Consider the following 14,440-nt stretch of genomic DNA (forward strand, 5'->3'; position numbering starts at 1 on the left):
GTGTCACTTTCGCTTTGGCAGCAGTGTCTTGCCCGATTGCAGGATGAGTTACCAGCCACAGAATTCAGTATGTGGATACGCCCATTGCAGGCGGAACTGAGCGATAACACGCTGGCCCTGTACGCGCCAAACCGTTTTGTCCTCGATTGGGTACGGGACAAGTACCTTAATAATATCAATGGACTGCTAACCAGTTTCTGCGGAGCGGATGCCCCACAGCTGCGTTTTGAAGTCGGCACCAAACCGGTGACGCAAACGCCACAAGCGGCAGTGACGAGCAACGTCGCGGCCCCTGCACAGGTGGCGCAAACGCAGCCGCAACGTGCTGCGCCTTCTACGCGCTCGGGTTGGGATAACGTCCCGGCTCCGGCAGAACCGACCTATCGTTCTAACGTAAACGTCAAACACACGTTTGATAACTTCGTTGAAGGTAAATCTAACCAACTGGCGCGCGCGGCGGCTCGCCAGGTGGCAGATAACCCTGGCGGTGCTTATAACCCGTTGTTCCTTTATGGCGGCACGGGTTTGGGTAAAACTCACCTGCTGCATGCGGTGGGTAACGGCATTATGGCGCGCAAGCCGAATGCCAAAGTGGTTTATATGCACTCCGAGCGCTTTGTTCAGGACATGGTTAAAGCCCTGCAAAACAACGCGATCGAAGAGTTTAAACGCTACTACCGTTCCGTAGATGCACTGCTGATCGACGATATTCAGTTTTTTGCTAATAAAGAACGATCTCAGGAAGAGTTTTTCCACACCTTCAACGCCCTGCTGGAAGGTAATCAACAGATCATTCTCACCTCCGATCGCTATCCGAAAGAGATCAACGGCGTTGAGGATCGTTTGAAATCCCGCTTCGGCTGGGGACTGACTGTGGCGATCGAACCGCCAGAGCTGGAAACCCGCGTGGCGATCCTGATGAAAAAGGCCGACGAAAACGACATTCGTTTGCCGGGCGAAGTGGCGTTCTTTATCGCCAAGCGTCTACGATCTAACGTACGTGAGTTGGAAGGCGCGCTGAACCGCGTCATTGCCAACGCCAACTTTACCGGACGGGCGATCACCATCGACTTCGTGCGTGAGGCGCTGCGTGACTTGCTGGCATTGCAGGAAAAACTGGTCACCATCGACAATATTCAGAAGACGGTGGCGGAGTACTACAAGATCAAAGTCGCGGATCTCCTTTCCAAGCGTCGATCCCGCTCGGTGGCCCGTCCGCGCCAGATGGCGATGGCGCTGGCGAAAGAGCTGACTAACCACAGTCTTCCGGAGATTGGCGATGCCTTTGGTGGTCGTGACCACACGACGGTGCTTCATGCCTGCCGGAAGATCGAGCAGTTGCGTGAAGAGAGCCACGATATCAAAGAAGATTTTTCTAATTTAATCAGAACATTGTCATCGTAAACCTATGAAATTTACCGTAGAACGTGAGCATTTATTAAAACCGCTACAACAGGTGAGCGGTCCGTTAGGTGGTCGTCCTACGCTACCGATTCTCGGTAATCTGCTGTTACAGGTTGCTGACGGTACGTTGTCGCTGACCGGTACTGATCTCGAGATGGAAATGGTGGCACGCGTTGCGCTGGTTCAGCCGCACGAACCAGGGGCGACGACCGTTCCGGCGCGCAAATTCTTTGATATCTGCCGTGGTCTGCCTGAAGGCGCGGAAATTGCCGTGCAGCTGGAAGGTGAGCGGATGCTGGTGCGCTCCGGGCGTAGCCGTTTTTCGCTGTCTACCCTGCCAGCGGCAGATTTCCCGAACCTCGATGACTGGCAGAGCGAAGTCGAATTTACCCTGCCGCAGGCGACGATGAAGCGTCTGATTGAAGCGACCCAGTTTTCTATGGCGCATCAGGACGTTCGCTATTACTTAAACGGTATGCTGTTTGAAACCGAAGGTGAAGAACTGCGCACCGTGGCGACCGACGGCCACCGTCTGGCAGTCTGTTCAATGCCAATTGGTCAATCTTTGCCAAGCCATTCGGTGATCGTGCCGCGTAAAGGCGTGATTGAACTGATGCGTATGCTCGACGGCGGCGACAATCCGCTGCGCGTGCAGATTGGCAGCAACAACATTCGCGCCCACGTTGGCGACTTTATTTTCACCTCGAAACTGGTGGATGGTCGCTTCCCGGATTACCGTCGCGTTCTGCCGAAGAACCCGGACAAACATCTGGAAGCTGGCTGTGATCTGCTCAAGCAGGCGTTTGCTCGTGCGGCAATTCTCTCTAACGAGAAATTCCGCGGCGTGCGTCTGTATGTCAGCGAAAACCAGCTGAAAATCACCGCCAACAACCCAGAACAGGAAGAAGCGGAAGAGATCCTCGACGTTACCTATAGCGGTGCGGAGATGGAAATCGGCTTCAACGTCAGCTATGTGCTGGATGTTCTCAACGCACTGAAATGCGAAAACGTCCGCATGATGCTGACCGATTCGGTTTCCAGCGTGCAGATTGAAGATGCGGCCAGCCAGAGCGCGGCTTATGTTGTCATGCCAATGAGACTGTAATGTCCCTCACCCGCTTGTTGATCCGCGATTTCCGCAACATTGAAACCGCGGATCTCGCCTTATCTCCCGGCTTTAACTTTCTGGTAGGTGCCAACGGCAGTGGCAAAACCAGCGTGCTGGAAGCCATCTATACGCTCGGCCACGGTCGGGCGTTTCGCAGTTTGCAGATTGGTCGCGTCATTCGCCACGAGCAGGAGGCGTTTGTTCTCCACGGGCGATTACAGGGCGAAGAGCGCGAGACGGCGATTGGTTTAACCAAAGACAAACAAGGCGACAGCAAAGTCCGTATTGACGGTACAGACGGGCATAAAGTCGCGGAGCTGGCGCACCTGATGCCAATGCAGCTGATAACGCCAGAAGGGTTTACTTTACTCAACGGCGGCCCCAAATACAGAAGAGCATTCCTCGACTGGGGATGCTTTCACAACGAACCCGGATTTTTCACCGCCTGGAGCAATCTCAAGCGATTGCTCAAGCAGCGCAATGCGGCGCTGCGCCAGGTGACTCGTTACGAACAGCTACGCCCGTGGGATAAAGAACTGATCCCGCTGGCGGAGCAAATCAGCACCTGGCGCGCGGAGTATAGCGCCGGTATCGCGGCTGATATGGCCGATACCTGTAAGCAATTTCTCCCTGAGTTTTCTCTGACTTTCTCTTTCCAGCGCGGCTGGGAGAAAGAGACAGAATATGCTGAGGTGCTGGAACGTAATTTTGAACGCGATCGCCAGCTAACCTACACCGCGCATGGCCCGCATAAAGCGGACTTACGCATTCGCGCCGACGGTGCGCCGGTGGAAGATACCTTATCGCGTGGGCAGCTTAAGCTGCTGATGTGCGCCTTACGTCTGGCGCAAGGAGAGTTCCTCACCCGTGAAAGCGGGCGGCGGTGTCTCTACCTGATAGATGATTTTGCCTCTGAGCTTGATGATGAGCGTCGCGGGCTGCTTGCCAGCCGCTTAAAAGCGACGCAATCACAGGTCTTTGTCAGCGCGATCAGTGCTGAACACGTTATAGACATGTCGGACGAAAATTCGAAGATGTTTACCGTGGAAAAGGGTAAAATAACGGATTAACCCAAGTATAAATGAGCGAGAAACGTTGATGTCGAATTCTTATGACTCCTCCAGTATCAAAGTCCTGAAAGGGCTGGATGCGGTGCGTAAGCGCCCGGGTATGTATATCGGCGACACGGATGACGGCACCGGTCTGCACCACATGGTATTCGAGGTGGTAGATAACGCTATCGACGAAGCGCTCGCGGGTCACTGTAAAGAAATTATCGTCACCATTCACGCCGATAACTCTGTCTCCGTACAGGATGATGGGCGCGGCATTCCGACCGGTATTCACCCGGAAGAGGGCGTATCGGCGGCGGAAGTGATCATGACCGTTCTGCACGCAGGCGGTAAATTTGACGATAACTCCTATAAAGTGTCCGGCGGTCTGCACGGCGTTGGTGTTTCGGTAGTAAACGCCCTGTCGCAAAAACTGGAGCTGGTTATCCAGCGCGAGGGTAAAATTCACCGTCAGATCTACGAACACGGTGTACCGCAGGCCCCGCTGGCGGTTACCGGCGAGACTGAAAAAACCGGCACTATGGTGCGTTTCTGGCCAAGCCTTGAAACCTTCACCAATGTGACCGAGTTCGAATATGACATTCTGGCGAAACGTCTGCGTGAGTTGTCGTTCCTCAACTCCGGCGTTTCCATTCGTCTGCGCGACAAGCGCGACGGCAAAGAAGACCACTTCCACTATGAAGGCGGCATCAAGGCGTTCGTTGAATATCTGAACAAGAACAAAACGCCGATCCACCCGAATATCTTCTACTTCTCCACCGAAAAAGACGGTATTGGCGTCGAAGTGGCGTTGCAGTGGAACGATGGCTTCCAGGAAAACATCTACTGCTTTACCAACAACATTCCGCAGCGTGACGGCGGTACTCACCTGGCAGGTTTCCGTGCGGCGATGACCCGTACTCTGAACGCCTACATGGACAAAGAAGGCTACAGCAAAAAAGCCAAAGTCAGCGCCACCGGTGACGATGCGCGTGAAGGCCTGATTGCGGTCGTTTCCGTGAAAGTGCCGGACCCGAAATTCTCCTCACAGACCAAAGACAAACTGGTTTCTTCTGAGGTGAAATCGGCGGTTGAACAGCAGATGAACGAACTGCTGGCGGAATACCTGCTGGAAAACCCAACCGACGCGAAAATCGTGGTCGGCAAAATTATCGATGCTGCCCGTGCCCGTGAAGCTGCGCGTCGCGCGCGTGAAATGACCCGCCGTAAAGGTGCGCTCGACTTAGCTGGCCTGCCGGGCAAACTGGCAGACTGCCAGGAACGCGATCCGGCGCTTTCCGAACTGTACCTTGTGGAAGGGGACTCCGCGGGCGGCTCTGCGAAGCAGGGGCGTAACCGCAAGAACCAGGCGATTCTGCCGCTGAAGGGTAAAATCCTCAACGTCGAGAAAGCGCGCTTCGATAAGATGCTCTCTTCTCAGGAAGTGGCGACGCTTATCACCGCGCTTGGTTGTGGTATCGGTCGTGACGAGTACAACCCGGACAAACTGCGTTATCACAGCATCATCATCATGACCGATGCGGACGTCGACGGCTCGCACATTCGTACGCTGCTGTTGACCTTCTTCTATCGTCAGATGCCGGAAATCGTTGAACGTGGTCACGTCTACATCGCTCAGCCGCCGCTGTACAAAGTGAAGAAAGGTAAGCAGGAACAGTACATTAAAGACGACGAAGCGATGGATCAGTACCAGATCTCTATCGCGCTGGATGGCGCAACGCTGCACACCAACGCCAGTGCACCGGCGCTGGCTGGCGAAGCGTTAGAGAAACTGGTGTCTGAGTACAACGCGACGCAGAAAATGATCAACCGCATGGAGCGTCGTTATCCGAAAGCAATGCTGAAAGAGCTTATCTATCAGCCGACGCTGACGGAAGCCGATCTCTCTGATGAGCAGACCGTTACCCGCTGGGTGAACGCGCTGGTCAGCGAACTGAACGACAAAGAACAGCACGGCAGCCAGTGGAAGTTTGATGTCCATACCAATGCCGAACAAAACCTGTTCGAGCCGATTGTTCGCGTGCGTACCCACGGTGTGGATACTGACTATCCGCTGGATCACGAATTTATCACTGGCGGCGAATATCGTCGTATCTGCACGCTGGGTGAGAAACTGCGTGGCTTGCTGGAAGAAGATGCATTTATCGAACGTGGCGAACGTCGTCAGCCGGTAGCCAGCTTCGAGCAGGCGCTGGACTGGCTGGTGAAAGAGTCCCGTCGCGGCCTCTCCATCCAGCGTTATAAAGGTCTGGGCGAGATGAACCCGGAACAGCTGTGGGAAACCACCATGGACCCGGAAAGCCGTCGTATGCTGCGCGTTACCGTTAAAGATGCGATTGCTGCCGACCAGTTGTTCACTACGCTTATGGGCGACGCCGTTGAACCGCGCCGTGCGTTTATTGAAGAGAACGCTCTGAAAGCGGCGAATATCGATATTTAATGGCGTTAACAATGCGAGCGTGCCTGATGCGCTACGCTTATCAGGCCTACGAGACTCCTGCAATATATTGAATTTGCATGTTTTTGTAGGCCGGATAAGGCGTTCACGCCGCATCCGGCAAGAAGCTATAAGAAAAGGGCGGAGATCATCTCCGCCCTTTTTATTTCTGCAATCCGCAATTATCATCCCGCAGATCTATACTTTTTGGGTCAACACGTAACGCTTTACAGGTGATTATCATGGGGCTTTTTGATGACGTTGTCGGTGCCTTTCTGAAAGGCGATGCGGGGAAATATCAGGCCATTTTGAGCTGGGTTGAGGAACAGGGCGGCATTCAAGTGCTGTTGGAAAAACTGCAAAGTGGCGGCTTAGGGGCCATTCTCTCAACCTGGCTGAGTAATCAACAGAGCAATCAATCAGTTAGCGGCGAGCAAGTGGAATCGGCGCTCGGCACAAATGCGGTGTCCGATCTCGGGCAAAAACTTGGCGTGGATACCAGTACAGCTTCCAGTTTACTGGCAGAACAATTGCCGAAGATTATTGATGCGCTCTCACCGCAAGGTGAAGTGTCACCACAAGCCCATAACGATCTGCTTTCCGCAGGCATGGAACTGCTGAAAGGGAAACTTTTCCGCTAAGCAAAAGGGGAGCACGCAATGCGCGTTGCATCCCCCTTTTCCCTCGGGTGTTGTACTGATTTTTGAGCGGAATCGCGTTAGCATGGGTCAGGAACCAATCTACCTGGGGAACTCATGGCTATCAAACTCATTGCTATCGATATGGATGGCACCCTTCTGCTGCCCGATCACACCATTTCACCTGCCGTTAAAAATGCGATTGCCGCAGCTCGCGCCCGTGGCGTGAATGTCGTGCTAACGACGGGTCGCCCTTATGCAGGTGTTCACAATTACCTGAAAGAGCTGCATATGGAACAGCCGGGCGACTACTGCATTACTTATAACGGCGCGCTGGTACAGAAGGCCGCTGATGGTAGCACCGTGGCGCAAACCGCTCTCAGCTATGACGACTACCGTTTCCTGGAAAAACTCTCTCGCGAAGTCGGTTCTCATTTCCACGCGCTGGACCGCACCACGCTGTACACCGCCAATCGTGATATCAGCTACTACACGGTGCATGAATCTTTCGTTGCCACCATTCCGCTGGTGTTCTGCGAAGCGGAGAAAATGGACCCCAATACCCAGTTCCTGAAAGTGATGATGATTGATGAACCCGCCATCCTCGACCAGGCCATTGCGCGTATTCCGCAGGAAGTGAAAGAAAAATACACCGTGCTGAAAAGTGCGCCGTACTTCCTCGAAATCCTCGATAAACGCGTTAACAAAGGTACGGGTGTGAAATCACTGGCCGACGTGTTAGGTATTAAACCGGAAGAAATCATGGCGATTGGCGATCAGGAAAACGACATCGCAATGATTGAATATGCAGGCGTCGGTGTGGCGATGGATAACGCTATTCCTTCGGTGAAAGAAGTGGCGAACTTTGTCACCAAATCTAACCTTGAAGATGGCGTGGCATTTGCTATTGAGAAGTATGTGCTGAATTAATCAGTGAACGGGCAAACGGCATGAATGCGTTTGCCCGCAGCGATTAACAATTTCTGGTCGTGCATAAAATCAGGAACTGGAGTGGTGACGTTACTATATCCAGCGTAAGAGTGACTGGCAGCAGCGCATTAACGAGGCCGTGCGGGACGCCATCTGTTGCTTTGTACTCATAAAATCCCACCGTAAAGGGTTGATGGAAAACCATCACGTTTGAGTAATCCGCTTTTTTATTTTTCTGGTGGATTGAGCCTTTCAAACCGTCCAGCATCCATGTACAACGCCGGGTATCACAAATAAAACCATATTGTGTTGCCAGTGCCTTATCTTCTTCGTTGTTCCAGTCGTAATAGAGCGTAATAGCACCAGAGAAATTCTTATTACTGCTGCTTAAAATAAATTTCGCGTTATCAGAAACGGTGATTCTTTCACCATGGATTGCCGGATCGTTCAGCATTTTAACCACCTCATCGCCGCCGGTGGTCAACAGATAGTCCAACGATTCACCAACAAAAACATAGCCTTTCGTACCGTTACTATCTTCTGCCAGCGATAAACCCTTAATCGTGTCTGACCGCCATTGCTCGGCATGTGGACGGCTTGCAGTATTGGAAACCAATCCCCAGGTGATACATCCGGTCAACGCAAATGCCAAAGAACACAAACTGGCAGCCTTGAAAAATCCCTTAAGATTCAACTTCATGATTAATCCTTTAAACAAGAGTACTAAGCCGTTGAAAGCATACTCTTCTTTCCCTCCTGTTTAGCGCCTGATCTCCCTTTTCAGATTTTTGCCCGACGTAGAACATTTTCTTATGGATTGTTCTTTTTGTGATCTAAATTGTAGTACAATAATATAACTTTGTACTACATTAGGCGCACAGCAAACGCGAACGTCATCACGCTGGTACTACAAAATTGCCGCGTTATGCATCGATCGGGGTAAAGTAGAGAAGAACATACAGAGCACAAGGACTCTCCATGACTCTCAATAAAACCGATCGCATCGTTATTACGCTGGGTAAACAGATCGTTCACGGCAAATACGTGCCAGGCTCGCCGCTTCCGGCTGAGGCAGAACTCTGTGAGGAGTTTGCAACCTCGCGCAACATCATCCGTGAGGTATTTCGTTCGCTGATGGCGAAGCGGCTGATTGAAATGAAACGTTATCGCGGGGCGTTTGTGGCTCCGCGTAACCAGTGGAATTACCTCGACACTGACGTACTGCAATGGGTGCTGGAAAACGACTACGACCCACGGCTTATCAGTGCAATGAGCGAAGTGCGAAATCTGGTGGAACCGGCGATTGCCCGTTGGGCAGCAGAACGCGCGACCTCCAGCGATCTGGCGCAGATTGAATCGGCGCTGAACGAGATGATTGCTAACAATCAGGACCGCGAAGCGTTTAACGAAGCGGATATTCGCTACCACGAGGCGGTGCTGCAGTCGGTGCATAACCCGGTGTTACAGCAACTGAGCATTGCGATCAGTTCGCTGCAGCGGGCGGTTTTTGAACGAACCTGGATGGGCGATGAGGCCAACATGCCGCAAACGCTCCAGGAACATAAGGCGCTGTTCGATGCGATAAGGCATCAGGACGGCGATGCGGCAGAGCAGGCGGCGCTTACCATGATCGCCAGCTCGACACGAAGGTTAAAGGAAATCACATGACAGCTCGCTACATCGCAATTGACTGGGGATCGACCAATCTGCGCGCCTGGCTTTATCAGGGCGACCACTGCCTGGACAGCAGGCAATCAGAAGCAGGCGTCACGCGCCTGAACGGAAAATCTCCGGCTGCGGTGTTAGCAGAAGTGACGACCGACTGGCGTGAAGAGAATACGCCAGTGGTAATGGCAGGAATGGTCGGCAGCAATGTCGGCTGGAAAGTTGCGCCATATTTATCCGTTCCAGCCCGTTTCTCGTCTATTGGCGAACAATTAACATCTGCTGGCGACAATATCTGGATTATTCCCGGATTATGCGTCTCTCATGACGATAACCACAATGTGATGCGCGGCGAAGAAACACAATTGATCGGCGCGCGCACTCTCGCTCCTTCCTCTCTTTATGTCATGCCCGGTACGCATTGCAAATGGGTGCAGGCCGATAGCCAGCAAATTAACGATTTTCGCACCGTGATGACCGGTGAATTACATCATTTACTGTTAAATCACTCATTGATTGGCGCAGGTTTGCCGCCGCAGGAAAACGCTGCCGATGCTTTCGCGGCTGGTCTTGAGCGTGGCCTTAATGCTCCCGACATATTGCCGCAGCTTTTTGAAGTTCGCGCCTCGCATGTGCTGGGAACACTTCCCCGCGAACAGGTCAGCGAATTTCTCTCTGGTTTGTTGATTGGCGCAGAGGTCGCCAGTATGCGCGACTATGTGACCCATCAACAAGTCATCACCCTTGTCGCCGGAACATCGCTGACCGTGCGCTACCAGCAAGCCTTTCAGGCGATGGGTTGCGACGTGACGGCGGTGGCAGGCGACACGGCATTTCAGGCTGGTATAAGGAGCATCGCTCATGCAGTGGCAAACTAAACTCCCGCTGATCGCCATTTTGCGCGGCATTACGCCCGACGAGGCACTGGCACATGTTGGCGCGGTGATTGACGCCGGGTTCGACGCGGTTGAAATCCCGCTGAATTCTCCACAATGGGAGCAGAGCATTCCCGCCATCGTTGATGCGTACGGCGATAAGGCGTTGATTGGCGCAGGTACGGTACTGAAACCTGAACAGGTCGATGCGCTCGCCAGAATGGGCTGTCAGCTCATCGTTACGCCCAATATCCATAGTGAAGTGATCCGCCGTGCGGTGGGCTACGGCATGACCGTCTGCCCCGGCTGTGCGACGGCGACCGAAGCCTTTACCGCGCTCGAAGCGGGCGCGCAGGCGCTGAAAATATTCCCGTCATCGGCTTTTGGTCCGCAATACATCAAAGCATTAAAAGCGGTATTACCACCGGACATCGCGGTCTTTGCCGTTGGCGGTGTGACGCCAGAAAACCTGGCGCAGTGGATAGATGCAGGCTGTGCCGGAGCGGGCTTAGGTAGCGATCTCTATCGCGCCGGGCAGTCCGTAGAACGGACTGCGCAGCAGGCAGCAGCATTTGTTAAGGCGTATCGAGAGGCAGTGCAATGAAAATCACCAAAATTACCACGTATCGTTTACCTCCCCGCTGGATGTTCCTGAAAATTGAAACCGATGAAGGCGTGGTCGGTTGGGGCGAGCCCGTGATTGAAGGCCGCGCTCGCACGGTGGAAGCGGCAGTCCACGAGCTGAGTGACTATTTGATTGGTCAGGACCCGTCACGCATCAACGACTTATGGCAAGTGATGTATCGCGCCGGATTTTATCGTGGCGGTCCAATCCTGATGAGCGCCATCGCCGGGATCGACCAGGCGTTATGGGATATCAAAGGCAAAGTGCTGAATGCGCCGGTCTGGCAACTGATGGGCGGCCTGGTTCGCGACAAAATTAAAGCCTACAGTTGGGTCGGCGGCGATCGTCCGGCGGATGTTATCGACGGCATTAAAACGCTACGCGAAATCGGCTTCGATACCTTCAAACTGAATGGTTGTGAAGAACTGGGGCTAATTGATAACTCCCGCGCGGTAGATGCGGCAGTCAACACCGTGGCGCAAATTCGTGAAGCCTTTGGTAATCAGATTGAGTTTGGTCTGGACTTCCATGGTCGCGTCAGCGCGCCGATGGCGAAAGTGCTGATTAAAGAGCTGGAACCGTATCGTCCGCTGTTTATTGAAGAGCCGGTGCTGGCGGAACAGGCCGAATACTACCCGAAACTGGCGGCACAAACGCATATTCCACTGGCGGCGGGTGAGCGCATGTTCTCACGCTTCGATTTTAAACGTGTGCTGGAGGCAGGCGGTATTTCGATTCTGCAACCGGATCTCTCCCACGCAGGCGGTATTACCGAATGCTACAAAATTGCCGGAATGGCAGAAGCCTATGACGTGACCCTTGCGCCGCACTGTCCGCTCGGACCGATTGCACTGGCGGCTTGCCTGCATATCGACTTTGTTTCCTATAACGCCGTCCTTCAGGAACAAAGTATGGGCATTCATTACAACAAAGGCGCGGAGTTACTCGACTTTGTGAAAAACAAAGAGGACTTCAGCATGGTCGGCGGTTTCTTTAAACCATTAACGAAACCGGGCTTAGGCGTGGAAATCGACGAAGCTAAAGTTATTGAGTTCAGTAAAAATGCCCCGGACTGGCGTAATCCGCTCTGGCGTCATGAAGATAACAGCGTAGCAGAGTGGTAATTCCTGCCACGTAAGCCCCTCATCGGGCACTAAAACAGCAATACAAAAATATAACCCTCTGTAAATTACAGGGCATGGTGAGCGGCTTCGCTATGCCCAAAATCTGGAGAAAGCTCGCTATGGATATTCCCGTTAATGCAGCAAAGCCGGGGCGTCGGCGTTATCTGACGCTGGTGATGATCTTTATTACGGTGGTCATTTGTTATGTTGACCGCGCTAACCTGGCCGTGGCTTCTGCCCATATTCAGGAAGAGTTTGGTATTACTAAAGCGCAAATGGGCTATGTATTTTCGGCCTTCGCCTGGCTTTATACGCTATGTCAGATCCCCGGTGGTTGGTTTTTAGATCGCGTAGGTTCACGCGTGACTTATTTTATTGCGATATTTGGCTGGTCAGTGGCGACGTTATTCCAGGGCTTTGCCACGGGCTTAATGTCATTAATTGGTCTGCGCGCGATAACCGGTATTTTCGAAGCGCCCGCGTTCCCGACCAATAACCGGATGGTAACCAGTTGGTTCCCGGAACATGAACGTGCTTCTGCCGTTGGTTTTTATACGTCTGGTCAGTTTGTCGGTCTGGCGTTTCTGACTCCGCTGCTGATCTGGATTCAGGAGATGTTGAGCTGGCACTGGGTGTTCATTGTCACCGGTGGTATCGGCATTATCTGGTCGCTGATTTGGTTTAAGGTTTATCAGCCGCCGCGTCTGACCAAAGGCATCAGCAAAGCTGAACTGGATTACATTCGTGATGGCGGCGGTCTGGTGGATGGCGATGCGCCGGTGAAGAAAGAGGCGCGTCAGCCGTTAACAGCCAAAGACTGGAAACTGGTGTTCCATCGTAAACTGATCGGTGTCTATCTTGGGCAATTTGCGGTGGCTTCTACACTGTGGTTTTTCTTAACCTGGTTCCCGAACTATTTAACCCAGGAAAAAGGAATCACAGCGCTGAAAGCAGGCTTTATGACCACGGTGCCATTCCTCGCGGCGTTTATTGGCGTCCTGCTCTCTGGCTGGGTCGCGGATCTGCTGGTACGTAAGGGCTTTTCACTGGGCTTTGCGCGTAAAACGCCGATTATCTGCGGCTTGCTGATCTCCACCTGCATTATGGGTGCGAACTACACCAACGATCCGATGATGATTATGTGCCTGATGGCGCTGGCATTCTTCGGCAACGGTTTTGCTTCGATAACCTGGTCGCTGGTCTCTTCTCTGGCACCGATGCGCCTGATTGGTTTAACCGGCGGTGTGTTTAACTTTGCCGGTGGTCTGGGCGGCATCACCGTTCCGCTGGTGGTGGGGTACCTGGCGCAGGGTTACGGTTTCGCGCCTGCACTGGTTTATATCTCCGCCGTCGCGTTGATTGGCGCGCTCTCTTACATCCTGCTGGTGGGCGATGTGAAGCGCGTTGGATAATCTTTCAACTGTGGAATATGCGCCACTCCACTGCGCATAATCCACTTTCTTAAAGCCGGTGCGGTCAGGCATCGGCTTTTTACTATCTTGCCGAAGAGTTTTAAACGCAGTTTGCGAGTGGCGCGCCAGTAAGCGGTATTGAGCTTCTCTGGCAGCTTCAGTAATACCGAACGCAGAATCTCTGCGCTATCCAGCGCATAGCTAATCCCCTCCAGCGAGCTGGCGCTGATAAATCCCGCCGCTTCGCCAATCAGAAAGGCGTTGTCCTTGCCGCAGACAAAATCCTGCCAGCGTGAGGGAAACAGCACCGTGCATTTTTCGCTTTTCACCGCCTTACCAAACTGGAACTGAAAGGCGCTCATTTTCTCTTTTAGCGTCGTGAAACGCGTCTGACCGTCTTTCATCGGATAGGCACCGCCAAAGATAAAATAACCGTCTTTGCTGATACTCCATGAGTAACAGTCAGTTATCGCATTATCAAAGATGCAGGAGTAGAACGGCACCGGATGTTTCTCTGCGAACCACTGCTGGATGGCGACATATTTACGAATCTGATGATCCGGGTAGAGATGTCGCCGCACCATCGAGTTGGCACCATCGGCACCGACCAGATAGCGGGCGGTAATATGCTGCTCCCAGCCGTCTGCGCGAAAAATGACATGCCATTTATCATCCTCACGCCAGATTTTTCGACACAGGCTGTCGTGGTAAACCTCAACGCTGGCGGGGATCAGCGATTTCATCCACAAGTCGAAAGCATGGCGATTAATATTGATATAGCTTCGCTGGTAGTTACGCGTGAGCGATGCGGCGACGTCGACGGTTTTGACGCTGAAAATCTGCGGGTTGGCGATGACATCGACAGGAAGCGTCAATCCATCGCGAATAAAAGATCGCTGCGCGTCCGGTGCCAGCAGACCGCCACAAGGTTTGCTGAAACCTTCAGTACCATGCTGGTGCTTTTTATCCAGCGCGATCACCTGCATTTTGCCTGCTAACTTTCGCGCCAACGCCGACCCTGCCGGGCCGAGGCCAATAATCGCCACGTCGAAATGTTCCATCTTTTCACTCACATTCATCACGATGGCAAAAGACTATTGTCTGAAAGTGAAGTCCTTGTGAAGTATTATGGCGGGAACCGTTTTGTAT

The 14,440-nt window shown here is 52.9% G+C and carries 13 protein-coding genes; 11 read left to right on the top strand and 2 right to left on the bottom strand.

The annotated features are described in order from the left end of the window. From dnaA to yidA, 6 genes are all read left to right on the top strand, one after another. Window positions 1-1,404, top strand: a complete 1,404-nt coding sequence (gene dnaA, locus EAS44_RS00805) for a chromosomal replication initiator protein DnaA (protein WP_000059111.1) — start codon at window positions 1-3, stop codon at window positions 1,402-1,404. A gap of 4 nt (window positions 1,405-1,408) precedes the next feature. Beyond that, window positions 1,409-2,509, top strand: coding sequence for a DNA polymerase III subunit beta (gene dnaN, locus EAS44_RS00810; protein WP_000673464.1), 1,101 nt, complete (start codon window positions 1,409-1,411; stop codon window positions 2,507-2,509). After that, window positions 2,509-3,582, top strand: a complete 1,074-nt coding sequence (gene recF / locus EAS44_RS00815; protein WP_000060112.1) for a DNA replication/repair protein RecF — start codon at window positions 2,509-2,511, stop codon at window positions 3,580-3,582. The genes dnaN and recF overlap by 1 nt, the downstream gene beginning before the upstream one ends. Before the next feature lie 28 nt (window positions 3,583-3,610). Further along, the gene (gene gyrB / locus EAS44_RS00820; RefSeq protein ID WP_001298010.1) at window positions 3,611-6,025 is read left to right on the top strand and encodes a DNA topoisomerase (ATP-hydrolyzing) subunit B; all 2,415 of its coding nucleotides are present in this window, start codon (window positions 3,611-3,613) and stop codon (window positions 6,023-6,025) included. A gap of 239 nt (window positions 6,026-6,264) precedes the next feature. After that, window positions 6,265-6,663, top strand: a complete 399-nt coding sequence (gene yidB, locus EAS44_RS00825) for a YidB family protein (protein WP_001297997.1) — start codon at window positions 6,265-6,267, stop codon at window positions 6,661-6,663. Window positions 6,664-6,777: 114 nt separating this feature from the next. After that, on the top strand, window positions 6,778-7,590 hold the full coding sequence (gene yidA, locus EAS44_RS00830) for a sugar-phosphatase (protein WP_000985549.1): 813 nt from the start codon (window positions 6,778-6,780) through the stop codon (window positions 7,588-7,590). A 43-nt stretch (window positions 7,591-7,633) separates the two neighbouring features. Here the strand turns inward: yidA and EAS44_RS00835 are convergent, their stop codons facing one another. Then, window positions 7,634-8,290 (bottom strand): hypothetical protein, encoded by a 657-nt coding sequence (locus EAS44_RS00835; protein WP_001332264.1) that lies wholly within the window; start codon window positions 8,288-8,290, stop codon window positions 7,634-7,636. Between the two features lie 278 nt (window positions 8,291-8,568). On the opposite strand from EAS44_RS00835, the gene dgoR reads away from it, so the two are divergent. The 5 genes from dgoR to dgoT all read left to right on the top strand — a co-directional run bounded on the left by dgoR (window position 8,569) and on the right by dgoT (window position 13,291). Continuing rightward, the gene (dgoR, locus tag EAS44_RS00840) at window positions 8,569-9,258 is read left to right on the top strand and encodes a D-galactonate utilization transcriptional regulator DgoR (protein ID WP_000174305.1); all 690 of its coding nucleotides are present in this window, start codon (window positions 8,569-8,571) and stop codon (window positions 9,256-9,258) included. Continuing rightward, on the top strand, window positions 9,255-10,133 hold the full coding sequence (gene dgoK, locus EAS44_RS00845) for a 2-dehydro-3-deoxygalactonokinase (protein WP_000127056.1): 879 nt from the start codon (window positions 9,255-9,257) through the stop codon (window positions 10,131-10,133). The genes dgoR and dgoK overlap by 4 nt, the downstream gene beginning before the upstream one ends. Further along, the gene (gene dgoA, locus EAS44_RS00850; protein ID WP_001198717.1) at window positions 10,117-10,734 is read left to right on the top strand and encodes a 2-dehydro-3-deoxy-6-phosphogalactonate aldolase; all 618 of its coding nucleotides are present in this window, start codon (window positions 10,117-10,119) and stop codon (window positions 10,732-10,734) included. The genes dgoK and dgoA overlap by 17 nt, the downstream gene beginning before the upstream one ends. Continuing rightward, window positions 10,731-11,879, top strand: a complete 1,149-nt coding sequence (gene dgoD, locus EAS44_RS00855) for a galactonate dehydratase (protein WP_000705012.1) — start codon at window positions 10,731-10,733, stop codon at window positions 11,877-11,879. Before dgoA ends, dgoD begins: the two co-directional genes overlap by 4 nt. Before the next feature lie 74 nt (window positions 11,880-11,953). Next, complete coding sequence (dgoT, locus tag EAS44_RS00860) at window positions 11,954-13,291, top strand: MFS transporter (protein WP_000253469.1); 1,338 nt, start codon at window positions 11,954-11,956, stop codon at window positions 13,289-13,291. On the opposite strand, the gene cbrA is transcribed toward dgoT, so the two are convergent. After that, window positions 13,252-14,352, bottom strand: coding sequence for a colicin M resistance lipid reductase CbrA (gene cbrA / locus EAS44_RS00865; RefSeq protein ID WP_001350839.1), 1,101 nt, complete (start codon window positions 14,350-14,352; stop codon window positions 13,252-13,254). The two genes, dgoT and cbrA, sit on opposite strands and share 40 nt — an antisense overlap. Window positions 14,353-14,440 lie beyond the last annotated feature (88 nt).

The sequence above is a fragment of the Escherichia coli DSM 30083 = JCM 1649 = ATCC 11775 genome (assembly GCF_003697165.2).
Classification (GTDB): domain Bacteria; phylum Pseudomonadota; class Gammaproteobacteria; order Enterobacterales; family Enterobacteriaceae; genus Escherichia; species Escherichia coli.

Excerpts from the sequence above, each read along its gene's own strand:
- yidA (WP_000985549.1), top strand. The coding sequence starts at position 6,778 with ATGGCTATCAAACTCATTGCTATCGATATGGATGGCACCCTTCTGCTG.
- recF (WP_000060112.1), top strand. The coding sequence starts at position 2,509 with ATGTCCCTCACCCGCTTGTTGATCCGCGATTTCCGCAACATTGAAACC.
- gyrB (WP_001298010.1), top strand. The coding sequence starts at position 3,611 with ATGTCGAATTCTTATGACTCCTCCAGTATCAAAGTCCTGAAAGGGCTG.
- dgoR (WP_000174305.1), top strand. The coding sequence starts at position 8,569 with ATGACTCTCAATAAAACCGATCGCATCGTTATTACGCTGGGTAAACAG.
- dgoT (WP_000253469.1), top strand. The coding sequence starts at position 11,954 with ATGGTGAGCGGCTTCGCTATGCCCAAAATCTGGAGAAAGCTCGCTATG.
- cbrA (WP_001350839.1), bottom strand. The coding sequence starts at position 14,352 with ATGGAACATTTCGACGTGGCGATTATTGGCCTCGGCCCGGCAGGGTCG.
- yidB (WP_001297997.1), top strand. The coding sequence starts at position 6,265 with ATGGGGCTTTTTGATGACGTTGTCGGTGCCTTTCTGAAAGGCGATGCG.
- dgoA (WP_001198717.1), top strand. The coding sequence starts at position 10,117 with ATGCAGTGGCAAACTAAACTCCCGCTGATCGCCATTTTGCGCGGCATT.
- EAS44_RS00835 (WP_001332264.1), bottom strand. The coding sequence starts at position 8,290 with ATGAAGTTGAATCTTAAGGGATTTTTCAAGGCTGCCAGTTTGTGTTCT.
- dgoD (WP_000705012.1), top strand. The coding sequence starts at position 10,731 with ATGAAAATCACCAAAATTACCACGTATCGTTTACCTCCCCGCTGGATG.
- dnaN (WP_000673464.1), top strand. The coding sequence starts at position 1,409 with ATGAAATTTACCGTAGAACGTGAGCATTTATTAAAACCGCTACAACAG.
- dgoK (WP_000127056.1), top strand. The coding sequence starts at position 9,255 with ATGACAGCTCGCTACATCGCAATTGACTGGGGATCGACCAATCTGCGC.